At 48.0% G+C, this 20,169-nt stretch carries 10 protein-coding genes; 4 read left to right on the top strand and 6 right to left on the bottom strand.

Annotated features, from left to right (window positions below; translation table 11 throughout):
- Positions 1-18 precede the first annotated feature (18 nt).
- The gene (locus U9S71_RS09575) at positions 19-6,699 is read right to left on the bottom strand and encodes a polyketide synthase (RefSeq protein WP_326327053.1); all 6,681 of its coding nucleotides are present in this window, start codon (positions 6,697-6,699) and stop codon (positions 19-21) included.
- Positions 6,700-7,449: 750 nt separating this feature from the next.
- Here U9S71_RS09575 and U9S71_RS09570 point away from each other — a divergent pair.
- Entirely contained in the window at positions 7,450-8,361 is a 912-nt protein-coding gene (locus tag U9S71_RS09570) for a glycosyltransferase family 2 protein (protein ID WP_326327051.1), read from the top strand.
- Here U9S71_RS09570 and dapA read toward each other — a convergent pair.
- A complete protein-coding gene (gene dapA / locus U9S71_RS09565; protein WP_326327049.1) occupies positions 8,344-9,222 on the bottom strand; it encodes a 4-hydroxy-tetrahydrodipicolinate synthase in 879 nt (292 codons plus the stop codon). The genes U9S71_RS09570 and dapA overlap by 18 nt on opposite strands.
- 333 nt (positions 9,223-9,555) lie before the next feature.
- Here dapA and U9S71_RS09560 point away from each other — a divergent pair, with 333 nt between their 5' ends.
- On the top strand, positions 9,556-10,836 hold the full coding sequence (locus U9S71_RS09560; protein ID WP_326327048.1) for a glycoside hydrolase family 2 TIM barrel-domain containing protein: 1,281 nt from the start codon (positions 9,556-9,558) through the stop codon (positions 10,834-10,836).
- Entirely contained in the window at positions 10,823-14,665 is a 3,843-nt protein-coding gene (locus tag U9S71_RS09555; RefSeq protein WP_326327047.1) for a glycosyltransferase, read from the top strand. Before U9S71_RS09560 ends, U9S71_RS09555 begins: the two co-directional genes overlap by 14 nt.
- On the opposite strand, the gene ligA is transcribed toward U9S71_RS09555, so the two are convergent.
- The 4 genes from ligA to U9S71_RS09535 form a co-directional block, all read right to left on the bottom strand.
- The gene (gene ligA, locus U9S71_RS09550; protein WP_326327046.1) at positions 14,654-16,672 is read right to left on the bottom strand and encodes an NAD-dependent DNA ligase LigA; all 2,019 of its coding nucleotides are present in this window, start codon (positions 16,670-16,672) and stop codon (positions 14,654-14,656) included. The two genes, U9S71_RS09555 and ligA, sit on opposite strands and share 12 nt — an antisense overlap.
- Before the next feature lie 27 nt (positions 16,673-16,699).
- Positions 16,700-17,428: a hypothetical protein gene (locus U9S71_RS09545; protein WP_326327044.1), complete on the bottom strand. Its 729-nt coding sequence runs from the start codon at positions 17,426-17,428 to the stop codon at positions 16,700-16,702.
- A 90-nt stretch (positions 17,429-17,518) separates the two neighbouring features.
- On the bottom strand, positions 17,519-18,550 hold the full coding sequence (locus U9S71_RS09540) for a glycosyltransferase family 2 protein (RefSeq protein ID WP_326327043.1): 1,032 nt from the start codon (positions 18,548-18,550) through the stop codon (positions 17,519-17,521).
- Complete coding sequence (locus tag U9S71_RS09535) at positions 18,547-19,413, bottom strand: lysophospholipid acyltransferase family protein (protein WP_326327042.1); 867 nt, start codon at positions 19,411-19,413, stop codon at positions 18,547-18,549. Before U9S71_RS09535 ends, U9S71_RS09540 begins: the two co-directional genes overlap by 4 nt.
- A gap of 126 nt (positions 19,414-19,539) precedes the next feature.
- Between U9S71_RS09535 and U9S71_RS09530 the strand changes: the two genes are divergently transcribed.
- Entirely contained in the window at positions 19,540-20,151 is a 612-nt protein-coding gene (locus tag U9S71_RS09530; RefSeq protein WP_326327041.1) for a WbqC family protein, read from the top strand.
- Positions 20,152-20,169: the final 18 nt, after the last annotated feature.

The raw sequence follows: 20,169 nt of genomic DNA, 5'->3' as shown, positions 1-20,169 counted from the left end.
GATTCATAGGAGTGAGAATTAATTTAATTGTAAATAGTTGCCCGGATTCTTTTCGTCCATCACAAACCATGCTGGATTGCCTGATTTATCTTTTCCCAGTTTTGCGTTGGGAAGTGGCGGTACTGCAAACGGGTCCGTAATCTCATCGGTACTTTCGGGATGTTGATAGTCGGGGATGAGGTCAACAGCCTTCAGTTCAATCAGGCTCTCTTCAAATTTTTCAATGATGGTCTCAATATCCTGATCGCTATGGGCCGTGGTTAAGAAACATGAAAAACCTTCCAGTATGTGGATTCCTTTTAACCGCATCAATGTGAAGAATAATTCGGAATATGGATACTCTTCCTTAAACTTGATACGCCATTGCGAACCAAATTGTGCAATATACAAGGGTACCCGCAGGTGTTTACAGGTATTGTTGAGTTTGTGTGCAAGGTATTCCGTTTTTCTGTTCAGCGTTTTTTGAAGCTGGGGTCCTTGTTCTTTTAGATATTGTAACGAGGCCTTTGCGGTGGCAAGCGCTAAGGGATGGCGGACAAAAGTGCCCGCAAAATACGTTACGCCTACTTCCGGGATGGAGTTGTCTCCGTATTGCCAAAATCCGCCATCCAACGCATCCATGTATTGTTTTTTGCCCGCAATGATCCCGATCGAAATCCCTCCCCCAGCGACCTTTCCGTAGGTGCCGAGGTCGGCCTGTATCCCATACATTCCCTGGATTCCCCCCGGATGAAACCGGAAGCCCGAAATCACTTCGTCAAAAATCAACACGATACCCAACTCTTCAGTAAGTTTTCGGAGTTTTTTCAGGAATTCCAATGGCCTCAACTCCGAATGCCTGCTCTGGATGGGTTCTACCAATACAGCAGCTACCTCATCAGACCGATCCCGGATGATATCAAGTGATTCGTCCACGTTATAATCGAGAATAATCATGTTCTGAACATTCTCGGCCATAATTCCAGGGGCCGCGGGGAATGTTTTCAATTTCTTGTTGCTCCGCACAATCACTTCGTCCGTGATACCGTGATAAGAACCCGAGAAGGCAACGACCTTTGGCTTGCCTGTTACTGTCCGGGCAATCCGCATTGCACCTAGTACAGCTTCGGATCCGGTGTTACACAGCGCTGCGCGATCGAACTTGGTAAATTCGCAAATCAGTTTGCACACTTCGCCAGACAGTTCGTGCTGTGGGCCGATTTCGTAGCCTTTCTCTATTTGTGCGATTAGGGCTTGCTTAATGAAATCGGGCTGATAGCCCAGCATATTCGATCCGAAACCGTTTAATGCGTCGATGTACTCGTTGCCATCAATATCCCAAAGTCTGCTTCCGTTCGATTGATTAACAACGACGGAATAGACAAGTTCTTTGGTCGTCGGTTTGAAACCGGAGACTACACGGGGGTCAGCCATATAAGCCCGGTGCTCTTGCGTATAAGATTTGCTTTTGACAGTCTTGGCATTATATCTCGCCGTGAGCTGGTTGACAAACTCCAGCTGCTTGGCGGTAAGTGCAGCCGCTTGCTTTTCGATGCGCGCCCCCGCTCCAAAAGGTTTAGCCGCTTCGGGTGCTTCATCAACCGGAGGAGCGATGCTTGGTTGCGGTTTAACGGCAGCTTGTTGGGAAGGGGTAATTCGTTGCTCGTTCTGAACTGGCGAAACGGGTTGAATCGGCGAAACAGCCGGTTGAGTAAGGTGACTTTGTCCCTGTAGCAACATCAATTGCTGCGAAAGCAAGTGCAGTTGTTGGCTGATGAGGTTGATTGCTACTGTATTTGCATTGCCAATAGCTGATCCAACAGATACGTTGCTGAACACCGGTTCCTGCACTGCAGCAACTGGTGATTGGGCAACAGTTGTAGCTTGAACAGTTGCGGGTTGCGGTGTTTCTGCTGGCAACTGTTGGTCTAAGTAGGTAGCTAACCGATCAAGTGTGAAAAAGTCTTCGTTAAGTTGCCGGAAAGTAACCGGAACACTGAATTCTCTCTTAAGAACTAAGGCAATTTGGGTCAGCAATAACGAGTCTAGCCCGATTTCCATAAAACCCATGTCAACGGAGACATTACTCATTTCGATGCCGGAAGTATCTTCGAGAACGGTTCTCAATGTTTCAATAAGGGTATCTTTTCTCATGTTGTTAGGCATTACTGTAGGATGATGGTATGAAATAGCAGGGACTGGAATGTCAGTCTGCAGCAGCTGCTCCGTCTGGTTAGGGGTGGACGGATTATTTCCGTCTACCCAATAATGTTGTCGGTTATAGGCGTATGTCGGTAAGTCGGTAAATCGCTGTTTTTTCCCCTGTCCATAGAATGACTGCCAGTCAGGAGCAAACCCATGCTGCCAAAGAGAACCGAGTGTGTTCAGCATCGTTTGATAAGCAGATTGTGCTGATTCTCGTTGAACAAGGGAAGGAAGTACGAGTGGGCTTCGCTCCTTTGGACATTGTTGTTTTACTAGGGTTGTTAAGGTATTGCCTGGTCCCATTTCTACAAACGCGTCGTATTCTTTCAGGAGCACTGCTGCTGCTTCGGAAAAATGGACAGTCGCCCGAAGATGTCCGGCCCAATACAATGGGTTTTTAGCTTCATCGGCTCGCAGCCAGTTTCCGGTAACTGTTGAACAGATCGGAATTTCCGGTTCACGGAGTGCGATGGCCGCAACGGTTTCCCCGAAAGGCTCCACTACCGAATCCATCATCGATGAATGGAATGCATGGCTGGTATGCAACCGCTTGTTCGCGATATTTTTGTCATTCAGCAGATCGCTAAACGATTGGATGGCGTTTTCCGGTCCGGATACCACACATAATTGAGGACTGTTGACTGCCGCGATATCTAGGTCCCCGGGCAGTAGAGAGACAAGATCCGATGCGGGATGCCTGACAGATAGCATTGTCCCGGTAGGCAAACTGCCCATCAACTTGGCCCGCGATGCGATCAATTTAATAGCATCTTCCAGTGAAAATATGCCGGAAAGGTGTGCGGCGACGAATTCGCCGACGCTATGGCCGATTAAGGCTGACGGACGTAATCCCCAATGCATCCATGTCTGAGCCAATGCGTACCCTATCGTAAAAAGAGCCGGTTGGCTGTATAACGTATCGCGTAGCCGTTCGGTTGCTTCGGGCGATGACCGTTCGGGATAAATCACGCCACGGATGTCTTCGCCGGTTTCGTTCATGAAAATTTCCGCACAACGATCGACAGCTTGTTGGAAGATCGGTTCGTGCAGGTAAAGGTCCAGGCCCATTTGGGTGAATTGCGCACCTTGGCCTGGAAACATAAAGACCACGTCGCGGATTGGTGTTTCAACCGCTTTGTTTGATGTGGCCAACAGCTCCGCATTGCCCAATGCGTTTTTCAATTCGTTCGTATCAGCCACAACCATGAAAACACGGTTAGAGAAATCCTGCCTCGCAATGTGGAGGGTATAGGCGATATCTGCGACGTTACTATTCGCCGAACGTTCTATTGATTGATGAAGCTTCTGCGCATATTGGGTTATGCTGTTAACGTGCTTTGCAGACCAACTAATGAGGTGCATCGGGCGCATTAATGGCAAATTAGCCGACTGGGCCTCCTGTGGTGGTAATGGTGAAGTAGCATTCCCTACCACCACGTGTACATTGGTACCTCCAACGCCGAAGGAGCTCACACCTGCCAACAGGCTGTTGCCCGTCCATGGCTGCAAGGCTGTATTGACGAAAAAAGGGCTGTTTTCAAAATCAATGTAGTGATTTGCTTGCTCGAAGTTGATAGATGGGGGAAGCTGTTGGTGATGTATGGATAGTACCGTCTTGATGAATCCGGCTATTCCTGCTGCGTTCGTCGTATGTCCCATATTGCTTTTTACGGAACCGATAGCGCAGAACTGCTTCTTTTGTTGCGGACCGAAAACCATTTTCAGTCCTTCGATTTCGATGGGATCTCCCAATGGCGTTGCCGTGCCATGGGCTTCGATATAACTGAGTTGTTCCGGCAGGACGTCAGCGTCGGAAAGAGCCATCCGGATAGCAGCTGCTTGTCCCGCTACATTCGGTGCGGTAAAACTGCCTTTTCCGGCACCGTCATTGCTGACTCCAATACCCTTGATAACCGCATAGATGGTATCGCCGTCTGCTTCGGCCTGCTTCCTGGATTTCAGGACCACTACACCGGCCCCATCACTGAACACTGTTCCGGTAGCGGCGGTGTCGAACGGTCTGCAGTGCCCATCTTTACTCAGTATTGCGCCTTCTTCATAGAGATGGCCGCTAATGATAGGAGGGCTAATTGAGGCACCTCCTGCCAGTGCGACATCACATTGCCCCGAGCGGATGGCCTGCACGGCCTGAGCAACTGCCAATAGCGAAGTTGAACAGGCCGACTGTACCGTAACCGCAGGGCCTTTCAAATTCAATGAATAGGCAGTTCTGGTTGCTATATAGTCTTTGTCATTGATGGTGGTCACCTGAAAGTTTCCGGCCTTCTCAATTAGCTCCTTGTTGGGCAGGACATTATTGACGTAGTAGGTGTTGTATCGGCATCCTGCGTAGACACCGATTGTGCCGTTGTATTTTTGGGGAACGCATCCGGAATGTTCCAGTGCTTCCCATGCGATTTCCAGAAAAATCCGTTGCTGGGGGTCCATTAATTTGGCGAGCGCAGGTGTAATGCCGAAAAAAGCAGCGTCGAAATCACCGACCTGATCCAATACACCCCTGGCTTTGACATAATCCGGATGTGTCCGGAGAGACAATGGGATGGAAGGGGCTAGCTCATCGTCAAGGAAGAATCGGGTAGTTTCCTTACCGTTTTTCAATACATCCCAATACGCTTTTATGGAATGCGCGCCCGGGAAACGGCAAGACATACCAATAACCGCAATATCGTCGAAATCCGTGGGTTCAATCCCGCGCCCCGTACGGTCGGCGATAGCTGATCGGCCCTCGTCAAAGAATTTAGCCAACTGACCCAGTACGGGGTACTGATATAAGGTTGTGACTGCCAAGTGCATGCCATGCTGTTGGCCAAGCAGTGTTACCATCTTCTGGGCAAGCAGTGAATTGCCCCCCAATTCAAAAAAATTGTCGTTGATGCCGATGCGGCTGGCAGGAAGGATGGAAGTCCAAAGATCAGCCAATATTTTCTCCAGTTTCTTTCTAGGAAGGATGAATGACTGCGTTGACAAGTTAGCTGCATTGGGTATCGGAAGTTCTTTTTTGTTAATTTTTCCCGTGTGGGTAAGCGGAAACTGATCAACCGGCACCAGTATGGCGGGTACCATGTACGAGGGCAGCTTCGAACGGAGATGTACAAAAATAGCAGATTTGTTGAACCCCCCTTTTGTAATGACATACCCCACGAGCTGCTTGTTACCCAATGAGTCGTCCTGCGCGGCCACCGTACATTGGCTGACACCCGGTGCTTGTTGTAGCGTGTGCTCAATTTCTCTCAGCTCCACCCGGTAACCCCTGACTTTCACTTGTTCATCTATCCGCCCGATATACTCGATTTTTCCTCCCGGCAACTGTCTGACCAAATCCCCCGTGCGGTAGATACGTTCAGCGATTCCTGGATGGTTAAGCAAGAATCGCTCGTTCGTTTGTTCCGGTAAATTGAGGTATCCACGCGCCAATTGATCGCCACCAATGAACAATTCGCCAATATCGTTGCCAGATACCAGATCACCGTCGGGCGACAGGATGTATTGATGGATGCCTGGTAGCGGTTCTCCTATCGGAACGTTCCCAGAAGCAGCCAAATCGTCAACTGTGCAACGGTGCTCGTGTGTTGAGATACAGGTCTCTGTAGGTCCATATTTGTTTATAAAATCCACATGAGCCAGCCAATTCGCAATGATGTGCTTCTTGCAGGGCTCGCCTGCAGAGACAATTCGAATCAGGTTGCTGTAGGCTTTTACGGGCACTTGTTCTAGAAAGGATGGTGTCGCATGAAGATGGGTGATTCGTTGCTCGTTGATAAACGATGAGAATAACGCCATATCCTGCCGGGCGTTCTTGGGCAGCAACACCAACGTGACGCCATGGCACAAAGCCAGGAAAATCTGTTCCACCGAAGCGTCAAAGCAGTAGTTGGAAAATTGTAAGATTCGTTCGTTGCTGCCAATATTCAGAAATTCACCTTGTTTCTTGATGTAAGACGCCAACGGTCCGTGCTCCATCAGAACACCCTTAGGCTGTCCGGTAGAGCCCGATGTATAGATGATATATGCTAGGTGGTGGCGGCTGGGACAGTCGGGTAGGTTTTCCTGCGATTCGAGACAGATATCTGGAGCTTGCCGATCAACCAATATGGTATGCTTCAAATGATTCGTTGCTGGCAGTGTTTGGGTGTCGTCGCTGCTACTGACAGCCACCGAGGCACCGGTATCTTCCAACAAATAGGATATCCGCTCGGCAGGGAATGTGGTGTCTATAGGTACATAGGCACCACCGGCTTTCAGTATGCCTAGTATTGTGATCAGGCCTTCTAGCGGGTCGCTTAATAGAATTGGAACGGGGGTGCCCGGTGAAATACCAAGACGCAGTAGGAAATGAGCCAGTTGATTTGATTTTTCGTTTAACTGTCTGTATGTTAGTGATTTTCTTTCAAAAGTAACGGCTGTTTTTTTTGGATGGCTTGTTACATGAAAGTCGAAAATATCAAGTACTGTGTCTCCCATAAATGCCTCCCGGTATGACTGTGTTTTTTTCAATAATAGATGTGCTTTTTTCGTTCAGTAACATTACTATTACTTTAATGGTACCGATTGTCAAATTTAGAGTGAAAGAACAACACCTGCAATTCCCTGACACCTAATAATTTTCTTTTGTAGCAATAAACCTACAGCGGAGCAAGTGCTTAAAAACCGAAGGACTTCTCTAGAAAACGATACACCTTAGACGAACCTACGCAATAAATTGAAATTGGTTCACCCATCTTACATACTGTTCCGAGAATACGGGATGATGTATATTTTAAATTGAGCTATAGTACTAATGCGTTAAGTTTTGATAATTATAATTTTCCTCTTTGTAATGACAATAATCTCGTTAGTGACACAACTGAAACAGGTGTGTATTCCGATAAGGTGAATTCAAATCAAAAAATCATTTATCAATTCAAATAATTTGTATTCAGTAAGTTATATTATAAGTTCAAAACTTAACGCATCACCAGTAATTGAGGTAATAGAGTTTTCCACTAACCAAAGGTCCATTCTTCGAAACCTAGCTGGTTGAGGTTGGTGCCGTATCCGACGGCCTTTTTCTATGCTGTGCGACGGGAAACAGCTGCAGCATATTTTTTGCTCGAAGTGTTTACTTCCGCTGCGCTTGTAATTACTTCCCGCGTATAAGTATCTACTTAAGCGACCAAAACCGAAGCCTCACGCATCGTTCCCTTTGCCCGGTCGGAAAAAACAACTAGCTTTGTCGCGCTCGAAAAAAGCAATGGCTTATCAACTATGGGTTTGGTATCGATTATTACAGTCAATTATCACCAAGCAGCACTAACTGCCGATTTTTTGCATTCGATAATACGGTTTGCTCAAGGAAAGGCTTTGGAGGTCATTGTTGTAGACAATGGCGCTACCGTAGATAATGAAGATGTTTTCAAAGCGGTGTTTCCCGACCTGATCTACATCCGCTCACAAGAGAACCTCGGCTTTGCTGGAGGCAACAACCTTGGTATCCAGCACGCGACAGGTGATTACCTGCTCTTCCTGAACAATGATACTGAAATCACAGCTGGATTTATTGAAAAACTCCGCGATGAGCTGGAGCGTCATCCCGATATAGGCTTGCTTTCACCACTCATCTTATACCACGAAGATAAAACTAAAATCCAATACGCTGGCTATACGCCAATGAACTACCTGACTGGTCGGAATAGCGGTGTTGGTACGATGGATGAGGATAACGGTCAGTATGACCATTTAACGACTGAAACAGGTTATTGTCACGGTGCGGCCATGATATGCAGGCGGAAGGATTTGGAAAGGGTAGGGCTTATGCCCGAGCATTTCTTCCTTTACTACGAGGAGCTGGATTGGTGCGAACAATTCAAGCGCGCCGGATTGAAAATAGGTTTTACTGGAAAAGCAAAAATTTATCACAAAGAATCCATGAGCGTGGGCAAAGAAAGCCCGTTGAAAACCTATTTCATGGTACGTAACCGGTGGCTCTTTATCCGGCGAAATGCCCAATGGCCATCCACGGTGATTTTCTGTTGTTATTACTTAACGGTGGCCATCCCGGTGCTCCTCGTGAAATACCTGCTCAAGGGCAAACCAAATTTGATAACAGCGGCATTGCGGGGTGTGTGGTGGAATTTTACGCATTCCAAGAACAGCAAAGACTTAGGAATAAAACGGTAGCTCTGCCCGGATCGCGTCTGTCAGCGGTGCGCTCGCCTCCACTAGTGGCAACCTCACCGTTGGCCCACACATTCCCAATTGGCGTAGTATTTCCTTCACACCTGCCGGATTACCTTCAACAAAGCAAAGTTCCGTCATCCGAATCAATTTACCGTGGATTTTGCGGGCTTCCACGTAATTATTTTCCAGACATAGCTTAGCCAGTTGGGCGACTTCGGCCGGAAATGCGTTTGCCACGACCGATATGGTGCCCACAGCACCTAGGGCCATCATGGGCAGGGTAGCTGGGTCATCGCCAGAGAGCAATAAGAATCCCTCCGGTTTATCATACATGATCTTGCTGAACTGGTCGAAATTGCCCGAGGCCTCTTTTGTGGCCACGATGTTGTCGACTTCCCGGGCGAGCTGCACCGTCGTCTCGGGACTAATATTACTGCCGGTACGTCCTGGCACGTTATAGAGGATTACCGGCAGGGGGGAGGCCACAGCCACCGCCTGGTAGTGCTTGTAAATACCTTTCTGTGTGGGTTTGTTGTAATAGGGGCTTACCGACAAGATCGCGGCATAATCTTGGTGGTTGAATGCGTGGAGCTGGCGTACCACTTCTGCGGTGTTATTGCCTCCGATACCGGCCACCAACGGCACCCTGCCCGAAACCTTTTCTGCGGTGAACTTCCATACAGCCTTTCGTTCTTCTTCGGTGAGCGTTGCTGTCTCGCCCGTTGTACCCAAAGAAACGAGGTAGTCCATGCCACCGTTGATCTGGTGCTCGATAACCCGAGCTAAACCATCAAAGTCAATACTTCCATCCGAATGAAATGGGGTAACTAAGGCCACCCCTGCGCCGTAAAGTTCGTTCATAGCCGCCAAAATTAGCTAAAAAAAATTACTGATTGATATTTTAATCATTAATATAAAGGTCAACTGTCGGCCAAGTAAGGGTAAGCTTCTACTACGTTTTTTTGCAGCACGAAGAGGTTGGATCGTTATATAGCTAGCTGAACAAGCGGTATTAATAAAAAAGTTTTTGGTATTATCGAAATAATGTATATTTATGCACCACGATTAAAGTTCGTGTTGAATCATCAAGAATAAAGTTTATCCACATCCGTATACCCACCAAGACCCCTAGGCCGAATGTCCATAATCAATGTGCTATCCAAGTTAATCCGAAAATGTTGCTGGCTTGTATTATTGCCGTTAATAATAGCTTGTGCCCATGATCACCCCAAAACCGATGCAAAGGTTACCATTAAAGAGGTGAACGGCGAGTACGTGTTATATCGAAATGGACAACCCTTTGAAATCAAAGGCGCCGCGGGTCAGGTGCAATTAGATCTACTCCATCAAATCGGTGGCAATACCATCCGATTATGGGATACGGTTGGCCTAGATCCGATATTTGAAGAGGCAAATGAACTAGGCATTGCCATTATCATGGGCTTACCTATACCCGAAAGCCGTCATATGGATTATTATAATGACGCCCCGAAAGTTAGCCAGCAACATGATGCGATCAAAGCATTGGTGAACAAATATATGAATGAGCCCTCGCTACTCATGTGGTGCGTAGGCAATGAACTTACCTTCCCGGTTAGACCGAGGTACGCCAATTTTTACAAAGCCTTTAATGATATCGTCGATATGATTCATCAAGATGACCCGGATCATCCCGTTACCACGACGATGGTAAATTTCCAGCGCAAGGATATCATCAATATCAAATTGCGCACGAACGTTGATGTGATTTCCTTCAACATTTTTGGTAGACTCAGTTTTTTTCGGGACGATTTGGAAAAATTCGAATGGATGTGGCGTGGACCTTACCTCATAACCGAATGGGGAATCGATGGTCCATGGGAAGGTACGCCTAAAACGGCTTGGGGTGCCTGGATAGAACCACCAAGTACGAACAAAGCAGATCAATATCTTTGGCGATACGAGCAGCAAATGCCCTTGGATGCCCCGGGGTTTTTAGGGTCATTAATTTTTTATTGGGGGCAAAAACAGGAAACCACACACACGTGGTTTAGCCTTTTTGATGAACATGGAAACAAAACCGAAGTCGTTGCGGCAGCGGAGCTGGCGTGGACGGGCGAAGGAACTTTGGCTCCATTTCCGAAAGTAAAGGACATGTTGTTAGATGGGCGGGGGGCTGCCGATAATATCGTGTTGAATGCGAATGAAGAAGTCGGAGCAATCATCCGCCAATTGCCGAATCAGTCATCCGGGTTTCAACGGGTAGAGTGGGAAATCTATCCCGAAGACTGGCATAAAGTGAATCGTCAAAATAACATATTTAAACCTCTGTCTATTAGTGGATTGATTCAGGATAGTCGAGGGTTGGAAGTGACATTCGTTACACCAGCTGAAGAAGGGCCCTATCGGGTATTTGCCACCTTATATGGCGCCCATGGAAACATCGCTACATGCAATACACCTTTTTACGTGGTAACGGAAAATGAAAAAAACTGAACCTGTAATCAATCCGTCGAGGTTAGAACGTTTTACGTTGCGCCTAATGATTGGCATTGGGGCAATCTGCATGGTGCTATTCCTGAGGGAAATATTGGCTACTACCGCAGAATATGCCATATTACACGGAATGCTGGTCGCGACGTTCATTTTCGGTTGCCTCAAAATTGCACATGAGTGGGTACACTATTGGTGCATTATAGTGCCGGATACGCCGAAGTCGGACAAGCGATTCACGGTGGATGTTTTCACGACGTTTTGTGCGGGAGAACCGTATGAAATGATACGGGAAACATTGATTGCGATCAAAGCCATCAAGTATCCACATCAAACGTTTTTATGTGACGAGGCGGATGATCCTTACCTAAAGAATCTTTGTGACGAACTCGGCGTTGTCCATGTAACCAGGACACTCAAGGTCGACGCAAAAGCGGGGAATATCAACAATGCGTTACAATTTTCTAACGCTGAAATTTGCCTGATTCTGGATCCCGACCATGTACCTTCTCCTGATTTCCTAGATGCTGTCATCCCACACTTCAGCGATCAGGGTGTCGGTTTCGTGCAGGTCGTCCAAGCTTACAAAAACCAGGACCAGGGGTTAGTTGCAAAAGGTGCGGCCCAGCAGACCTACCAATTTTATGGGCCCATCATGATGACGATGAACAAATACGGCACGGTGTTGGCCATCGGTGCAAATTGTACGTTTCGACGTGCGGCTTTAGACTCGATCGGTGGGCACGCAGCCGGGTTGGCAGAAGACATGCATACCGCCATGCAGCTCCATGCCAAGGGATGGAAATCGGTGTACGTACCCGCCGTCGTTGCCCGGGGGCTGGTGCCCTCCACGTTGTCTGCTTATTATAGCCAACAATTGAAATGGGCGCGAGGGGTATTCGAATTGCTCGTGACGTCGTACCCTAAGCTGTTTCCGAAGTTCAGTTGGCAACAGAAACTGCATTATGGTGTTATACCCATCTACTACTTATCGGGCGTCTTTATCTTGATTAATTTCCTAATTCCAATTCTCTCGCTCATTTTAAACACGAGTCCGATCAGCTTTGATTTTCTGAATTTTATCACCATCGGTTTCCCCTTATTCGTCGCCATTATGCTCATCCGGCTTTTTGTCCAAAAATGGGTGATGGAAGAGGAAGAGCGCGGGGTGCATATGGTCGGCGGGCTGCTTATGATCGGTACCTGGTGGGTCTTCGTTGTGGGCCTGGTTTATACGTTTCTCCGAAAAAAAGTTCCTTATATCCCAACGCCTAAAGGGAATGACGGAGACAATAACTGGTGGATCAATGTCCCCAATTTATTGACAATCACAGCTTCGGTTGCTGCGATTGCATACGGGTTGAGTAATGATTGGAATCCGTATAACTTGATTATGGCTGGGTTTGCCGCAATCAATTGTGCCATACTGTCGTTCTCGATTGCGGCAAGCCGTCAATATCAGTTTAGGCGATTTAAAAAACGTTACTGGGTGGTAAGGGCCCCGATGGCCGTCGTGGCCGAACTCAAAAGGTCTTTTTGGAAATTCAGGCGCCGTGTTTATCGTGGCATAAGAAGCACGGCATTGATGCTTACTATACTGGGAATATGTTATACTGCATATAAGATAAATACCGCGCCAGTTGGAGTGGAACTTCCCACTGGGCCACAACCTCGAAGAGATATCGTGATTCCGGGTATATTCACTTCCCTCCAGTCCGATGGGCTTACATCGATAAGTGATGTCAACATATTAGCGGGCCAGAGTGGTATTTCATTTGGCATTGTGTCCTGCTATGTGCCTTGGGGCGACGAACCACAATGCAATCTACCAGCCTCTTTAATGGATTCTATCTATCGCGTGGGTGCGATTCCCATGATCACATGGGAACCGTGGCAGAACTTATTTCATCAAAGAGAAAGAGGCGACGAACAGTTTGAAGACAAGAAGGTGTTCCTGGCCATCCTGGAAGGTGACTATGATGCCTATTTAGCTCGTTTTTCTCAACAGGTGAATGCGCTTAATCGTCCTGTGTTTATTCGTTTTGCCCATGAAGCTGACAATCCGCAATACCCTTGGTCTGCGGCGGGTGAAAATACAGCTGATGCATTTAAAAAAGCTTGGCAATATGTGCATCGATATTTTCGGAACCATCACGTCTATAACGCTATTTGGGTGTGGAACCCGTGGAAGCCCGAGGCGGTAAAAACCTACTTTCCAGGCAAGGAGTATGTGGATTGGATCGGCGTTACCAGCCTCAACTACGGCGCATTGAATGATGACGGCAAATGGTACAGTATGCGCGATCTCTATGCGCCCTTCCATAATCAAACCATTTTTAAATCGGGTATTCCGGTCATGGTAGCCGAAATGGGTTCGCTACCGGCGGCAGGTGGGCAGAACGAATGGTTCCGGTCGGCATTCCGAGAGATGAGTGGACGGTTCCCGGAAATCAAATCGATTGTTTTCTTTAATCCCAAAGTCGACCATAATATACCAGGTTCGGGAAAAGGTGTCGGGTTTTTGGACTGGCGTATTGCACATGCTGACAGTTTGGGCGTTGCATTAAGGAAAGAAGGGTGGCAAACACATTGGCTAACGAATAGACCGCTCAAACGTTTTGAGCCCGCATCGTCGAGTGGGGGTAAGGTGCTTCCGTTTACTTCGGCCTTGCTATCCGGCATTAAGGGTGTAAACTACGCGAAAGGACAAAACTGGTCTACCAACGATAAAGTGCTGCGGAAGAAGGACATCGCGGCAGATTTCGTCGAAATGAAAAAAGTGGGTTTTAATACGGTCAAACATTACGGACCCTCGGTCTATGACCGTAATATATTGAGTATGGCGCGACAGGAAGCGATAAACATTAGCTACGGCTTTTGGCTACCCGACCACCTGGATTACACGTCCGATGGGAAAGAACTTAACGAATATGCCACTCGAATCTTGCGGACGGTGAAGTCGTTGAAAGACAAGGAAACCATAGTGATGTGGAATATCAGTAATAATCCGCTGAAAGGGATGTCTTATCGCTATTTCAAGCCGGATTTTAATTATCATAGAGAAGCATATACCGAGTGGCTTAAGCAATTGATTGCGGGTATGAAGGCGATTGATCCAAAACGGCCGATTAGCGTCGATATCGATATTGATGCTCATTTGGAGGAACAGGCCCATTGGCTTCACTACCATATCCCGGATATCGATTGTTTCGGGTTGATCGAAGGAAACGATACTGACGCCGAAACGGGCTGGGATATTCCCTTACCGTATTTGTTTAGCAAGATCGGAGCGCGTGATTATTTAGCACTTCCTACGCAAGAAATCGGTGTATTTATCACGAACTGGCAAGATGAGCGCACGCCGCGCGCGGTGGTCTTGGATGGCCTGCTCGACGACGTTGGAAGAAGCAAGATCGAGCGTTATCGATTAGCAAATCGATGGGTGGGTGCCGCCGTGCCGGAAGAGCTACCGGAGCTGAAAATTCTACAACCTGCCGAAACGATTGACGAGGGTCAATCGGTTACTTTCCGTTTGTTAGTCCGAGATGGTAAGGGATGGCGATTGCTGAACGAACCCGAGGGGTTGAAACTCGAATGGAAGTTGATAAAGACGAACGATTATGGTAATCCATTGGAATCAATGACTCTGGGTGAAGGTGTGAATGTTACATTCCAGTTTCATGGAAATCTCATGAATCATAAAATTGCACTGTATGCTTCGAACGATACGCAGGTTGACGTCATCCAATCCGATCTTAATACCCCGCTTTATCCATCACAATGGACGAAAGAAGCTTGGTCATCCTTTAAACTGAACGAATTATCCGATTAACTTCAACAACTCGGCTTCCGAAATAATAGGAATCTTCAGTTTCTCCGCTTTCGCTAGCTTGGAAGGCCCCATTTTATCACCCGCTACGAGGTAATCGAGCTTGCCTGAGATGCTGCTCAGCAGTTTTCCGCCGTGTTTTTCGATGAGGGCCGTCAGTTCCTCGCGGCTGAATTGCTCAAACACACCCGAGATGACAAATGTTTTGCCGGATAGCGAGTCGCCCAAGCGCTCAACCACCTTTTCCTCAGCGGTGAGCTGGAGGCCGTGTTGCTTCAACCGCTCGATCTGTTCGCGGTGGATGTCATTGGCAAAATACTCCGTTACGCTTTCCGCAATCCGCTCACCGATCTCGTAAACCGAGGCAATTTCTTCCTTCGTGGCCGCAGCGAGGTTATCGATCGTTTTGAAATGCGTGGCTAATTTTTTGGCAATGGTTTCGCCCACGTACCGGATACCCAAGGCAAACAACACCTTCTCAAAAGGTTTAGCTTTCGATTTCTCGATGCCAGCAACCATATTATCGATGGATTTCTGCCCGAAGCGTTCGAGTTGCTTGAGGGTTTCCTGCTTATCCTTAAGCAGGTAAATATCCGTGATGTCGTGAAGCAAGCCCTGTTGGAAGAACGTGTCGACCGTTTCATCGCCCATGCCTTCGATGTCCATTGCTTTCCGTCCAATGAAATGCTGCATGCGCCCAACGATTTGGGGTGGGCATCCGTCATCGTTTGGGCAATAGTGCACCGCTTCGCCTTCTTTACGAATCAACGCTTTGCCACATTCGGGGCATTCACTGGGATACACAATGGGCTGCGCGTCTGCCGACCGCTTGAGCATATTAACGCCCATCACTTTCGGAATGATTTCACCACCTTTCTCTACGAATACGGTATCACCGATCCGCAAATCCAACCGCTCGATTTCATTGGCGTTGTGCAGACTAGCTCTTTTTACAGTGGTTCCGGCCAGCAATACCGGTTTGAGGTTGGCCACCGGTGTTACCGCGCCGGTACGTCCTACCTGGTAGCTTACCGACAGGAATACGGTTTCCACCTGTTCGGCTTTGTATTTATAAGAAATTGACCAACGGGGCGATTTGGCGGTAAATCCCAACTCTTCCTGCTGGCCATAGTCGTTCACCTTGATGACAATGCCGTCAATGTCATAGCTGAGATTGTGGCGCTCTTTATCCCATTTGGCGATAAATGCCAACACATCATCCATGTTGGTGCATAAGGCGGTGTGCTCGCACACATGGAACCCCCAGGATTTTACCGCTTCCAAGCTGTCCCAATGATTACTGAAAAGCCGATTGCGGTTGTCGCAGTAGAGAAAATAAAGAAAACAATCTAATGGCCGGCGGGCTACCTCTGCTGAGTCTTGCAATTTGATGGTGCCTGCGGCAAAATTACGCGGATTGGCATAGGCCATTTCACCATTTTCAATCCGTTCGTTATTAAGGCGTTGGAATGCGGGCCGGTGCATGAAAATCTCGCCCCGTATTTCGAATACATCAGGGTAGCCGTCGGTCCGTAGTTTATTGGGTATCTTCCTGATGGTCCGTACATTGGTGGTGACCTCGTCGCCTTGCATGCCGTCGCCCCGGGTAACCGCTCGTTTCAGTGCCCCATCTTCATAAGTAAGGCTAATGGATAAGCCGTCGAACTTGAGTTCGCATACGTATTGGAAATTGTTGCCGATAGCTTTGCGCACCCTGTCGTCAAAATCACGTAGCTCCTGCTCATTGTACGTATTGCTCAATGAGAGCATGGGCCACCGGTGGGGCACGGTTTGGAAGCGCTGCGTGATATCACCGCCGATTTTCTGTGTAGGCGAATCGGGATCAAGAAATTGGGGGAACAGCCGTTCCAGTGCTTCTAGTTCCTTGAGCCGTTGATCGAAATCGTAGTCTGAAATCGATGGATTGGCTAACACATAGTATTGGTAGTTGTATTCGTTGAGCTCCCTGGTAAGCTCCTCAACACGGATAGCTGCTTCTGCTGGTGACATGGCAGCGAAAATACTACTTTTTGCGGATCATTCGGCTAGCTTAGTCCAGATTTCATAGATCGGATTTCCGGTCGAGCTTAATCCGGAATGATGCCAAGATCCATTGTCAATTTCGCCATCGAAAGTAAGCGACGCGCCGACGCGGTCGTTATCGCGAGAGAAAAATTCGATGTTTTCCGTGTACTTTCCGTTTTCGAAGGTGTATGAACCACCACCGGTTCCAGAAAATTCGCCCGTTTTAATGTTGATGGCTACCCATTGGAAACGGGTACCGCTCAAGATTTTCAAGGTACGCCGATCGCCAAGTGCCATCTTGCTGATGTTATCGCCCTGCTTTCTACCGCTAATGCGCCATACGCCGGCCATAGCGCCGTCATTGCTATCCACGCGCTGCCATGATGTGCTGCTGCCCGGCAGGTTGGTGATCAACTTCCTTCCAACGCTGATGTCGAAAGTGCTAGTCGTGCCCACCCAGGTGTCATTCGAGGGTTCGTCGGCGGCTTTTTCGGTGTCGTATTGCCAAGTTACCGCCAGCTTGCCATTTTCGGTGGTGTAGGTACCACCCCTTGTGGAAATGAATTTTTTATTCTTCACGTCAAACACGCTGTGCGATAGGTAGCCGTCTACAAAAACCGCAGTTTGCTGGATGCTTCCCTGTTGAGTGTGCCATGCGCCGGGCAGGGCTTCCGATTGTTGTGCTGTGCCTACCAGGAAGGTCGCGCAGGCGACCAGTAGCGTAATAAGGATATGTTTCATGGGTTTATCATTTTGGCTTTTCAATGTTTTTGTTTCAATTTACCTAAGATAACAATTAGGGGGGTAAAAAGTTGATATGTAGCGGGTATTTTACAAAAAGCGCCTGGGGTCGAGCTTGCTGAATGCGTGTTTGCCGTGGCCGTAAAAAGCCCATATGACGCTCCCGTGGTATAAACCGCGAAGCTTGCCGCCTTGGCCCTCACGGCTCCGCTTCCGTGCGGTCTTGAATATATCCAGGAAAAAGCGTTGGTGGGCACGGCTAACCGCCCATGCATCACGGAATTTACCTATGGCCATAAAGTGTATGAGGGCAGCCAAATCAAACCACATACGGGCAAAAATGACCCAAAAGGCGCGTAAAAATGGGAGGTTCTTTTGCAACATGAACAAATTGTTGCGGAAGTTGAGGTATGTTTTCTGCGGGTTGCTGGTTGACAACGTACCGCCCCCTACATGGTAGACCACCGATTGCGGGCAATATCCAATCCGATACCCTGCACGTTGCAAGCGCCAGCACAGGTCGATTTCCTCCATATGTGCGAAGAAATCGGCGTCAAACCCGCCCGAAAGTCTCCAATGGTGTGTTCTGATGAAGAATGCGGCACCACTGGCCCAGAAGATATCGAAAGGATCGTCGTATTGCCCGTGGTCTTTTTCCAATACGTGCAGCATGCGCCCACGGCAGAAGGGGAAACCGTAGCTATCTATGAATCCGCCCGCCCCACCGGCATGTTCAAAGTGGTCGCGCTGATAGTTTGAGCAAATTTTTGGTTGAGCAACCGCCATGTCCGGATTGTTTTCTAGCAGTTCAATGACCGGTGTTATCCAATTAGGTGGCACCTCCACATCCGAGTTCAGCAATACGAAGTAGTCTGCCTCCACCACCTTTAACACCTCGTTGTAGCCACCGGCGAAGCCCAGGTTTCGATCGTTTTGTATAATACGGATGGTGGGGTAAACAGCGCGTACAAACGCTACGGAGTCGTCGGTAGAACCGTTGTCGCCCACGACAAACTCGATATTCGGATAGTCACTGTTGTATACCGACGGCAGGAATTTTTCGAGAAAAAACCTGCCGTTCCAATTCAATATGACTACTGCTACTTTTGGGTAGTGGTTCATGATGTGGCCTTCCTTTTCCAACGGCGGTGCGACCATAACCACAATTCCGGCTTGCGGCGGATGATGTCTTCCGTAAATTTGTTATGTATATCGGTAATGCCATGCGCAGGCATAGCAGAAGGATTTTCTACCAGTGTGGTGAAGGTACAGCAATAGCGGCCTCGCTTTACGCGGTCAATGTGGCAAAAGACCACAGGAAATCCGGTAGCCTTCGCAATCTTTTCCGCACCTGTATATACAGGCGTTTTTTGGTTGAGAAAATTGATGAAATAATGCGAATCGCTACGCCCGGGCGTTTGGTCTGCTACAAACACGCTGATGTGGGGCTGGTGCCGGTATTGGATAATTTTCCGTAAGGTTAGCTTCATGGGCACCATAATGGCACCGAAGCGGCTCCTGATGCCGTTATAGACCATATCGAAGGCTTTATTGCGCAACGGCTTGTAGATAATCAGCGCCGGGTGCGCTGTAAATAGGCCTATACGATGTATGCCCAATTCCCAATTTCCATAATGCGCGGTAACGGCAATGACGCCTTTGCCTGCTCGAAAATGACGTTCCAATTCTTCCGTTTGATACATCGCCATCCGTTTCTTCACACCGGCCGCCGAAATGCTCCGCATCTTGATGGCTTCTACCAACAAGTCGGGAAGGAACTTGTAGAACTTCCGTGCGATATTGCGCCGCTCTTCCGCACTTTTTTCGGGGAAGGCATTCTTGAGGTTCTTGAAAACGACGGCTTTTCGATACCCTATAATATGGTAAAGCACCACGTAGCCTAAATCAGACAACACGTAAAGTACCCCGAACGGCAGCAGGGAGATCAGGTAAATTAAGACGGACAAAACGGAAACGTTTCGCATGTTGGCCATTTATGGTGCACGAAGCCGCAAACTTAGATAAAGTTATGTTGATATGCAATACGATTAAATTGTGTATAAACATAACTTTATCTAAGTTTACATCGCAAATTATATTTCTCGCGATACATGGACAACCCTAACATTTTGCCGGTTTGTTATTTACCTCCGGTTTCCTATTTCAGCGTGCTTAATGGCTCTTCGATGCCTGTGCAGCTTGAGCGGTTTGAGCATTATACGAAGCAGACCTACCGGAACCGTACATCTATCTATTCTGCCAATGGCAAGCTCGATCTGATCATACCGGTGCAGCATGGTAGCAAAAGCCATACCGCCATGAAAGATGTACGGATCAGTTATGAGGCTGAATGGCAGCGCTTGCATTGGGCCAGCCTACAGTCGGCCTACCGTAGTTCGGCGTATTTCGAATATTACGAGGATGATTTTGCTCCGTTTTATCAGCAGCGTTTCAAATGGTTGTTCGACTTCAATGAAGCCCAGTTGATGCTGTTGCTCCGGTTAATGAAAATAGATAAAGAGGTGGGGCATACTGCAAATTACCGCGCTGATTATCCGCCGGGTACCGACTTCCGGCAGGCCATTCACCCGAAAAAGAACCTGACTATAGGTAGCCGACAGCCATACTACCAAGTATTTGCGGCTAAGCATGGGTTCATTGCGGACCTGAGTACTGTCGATTTGCTGTTTAACCATGGCCCACAAAGCAAGGGTTATCTCTAAGGTTGAAAACCTTTTGCT

The organism is Parapedobacter flavus (genome assembly GCF_035818675.1).
GTDB classification, from domain to species: domain Bacteria; phylum Bacteroidota; class Bacteroidia; order Sphingobacteriales; family Sphingobacteriaceae; genus Parapedobacter; species Parapedobacter flavus.
The sequence above is the reverse complement of the archived record's forward strand: the minus strand, read 5'-3'. Positions and strand labels throughout refer to the sequence as shown.

Excerpts from the sequence above, each read along its gene's own strand:
- U9S71_RS09555 (WP_326327047.1), top strand. The coding sequence starts at position 10,823 with ATGAAAAAAACTGAACCTGTAATCAATCCGTCGAGGTTAGAACGTTTT.
- U9S71_RS09540 (WP_326327043.1), bottom strand. The coding sequence starts at position 18,550 with ATGAACCACTACCCAAAAGTAGCAGTAGTCATATTGAATTGGAACGGC.
- ligA (WP_326327046.1), bottom strand. The coding sequence starts at position 16,672 with ATGTCACCAGCAGAAGCAGCTATCCGTGTTGAGGAGCTTACCAGGGAG.
- dapA (WP_326327049.1), bottom strand. The coding sequence starts at position 9,222 with ATGAACGAACTTTACGGCGCAGGGGTGGCCTTAGTTACCCCATTTCAT.
- U9S71_RS09570 (WP_326327051.1), top strand. The coding sequence starts at position 7,450 with ATGGGTTTGGTATCGATTATTACAGTCAATTATCACCAAGCAGCACTA.
- U9S71_RS09530 (WP_326327041.1), top strand. The coding sequence starts at position 19,540 with ATGGACAACCCTAACATTTTGCCGGTTTGTTATTTACCTCCGGTTTCC.
- U9S71_RS09545 (WP_326327044.1), bottom strand. The coding sequence starts at position 17,428 with ATGAAACATATCCTTATTACGCTACTGGTCGCCTGCGCGACCTTCCTG.
- U9S71_RS09535 (WP_326327042.1), bottom strand. The coding sequence starts at position 19,413 with ATGCGAAACGTTTCCGTTTTGTCCGTCTTAATTTACCTGATCTCCCTG.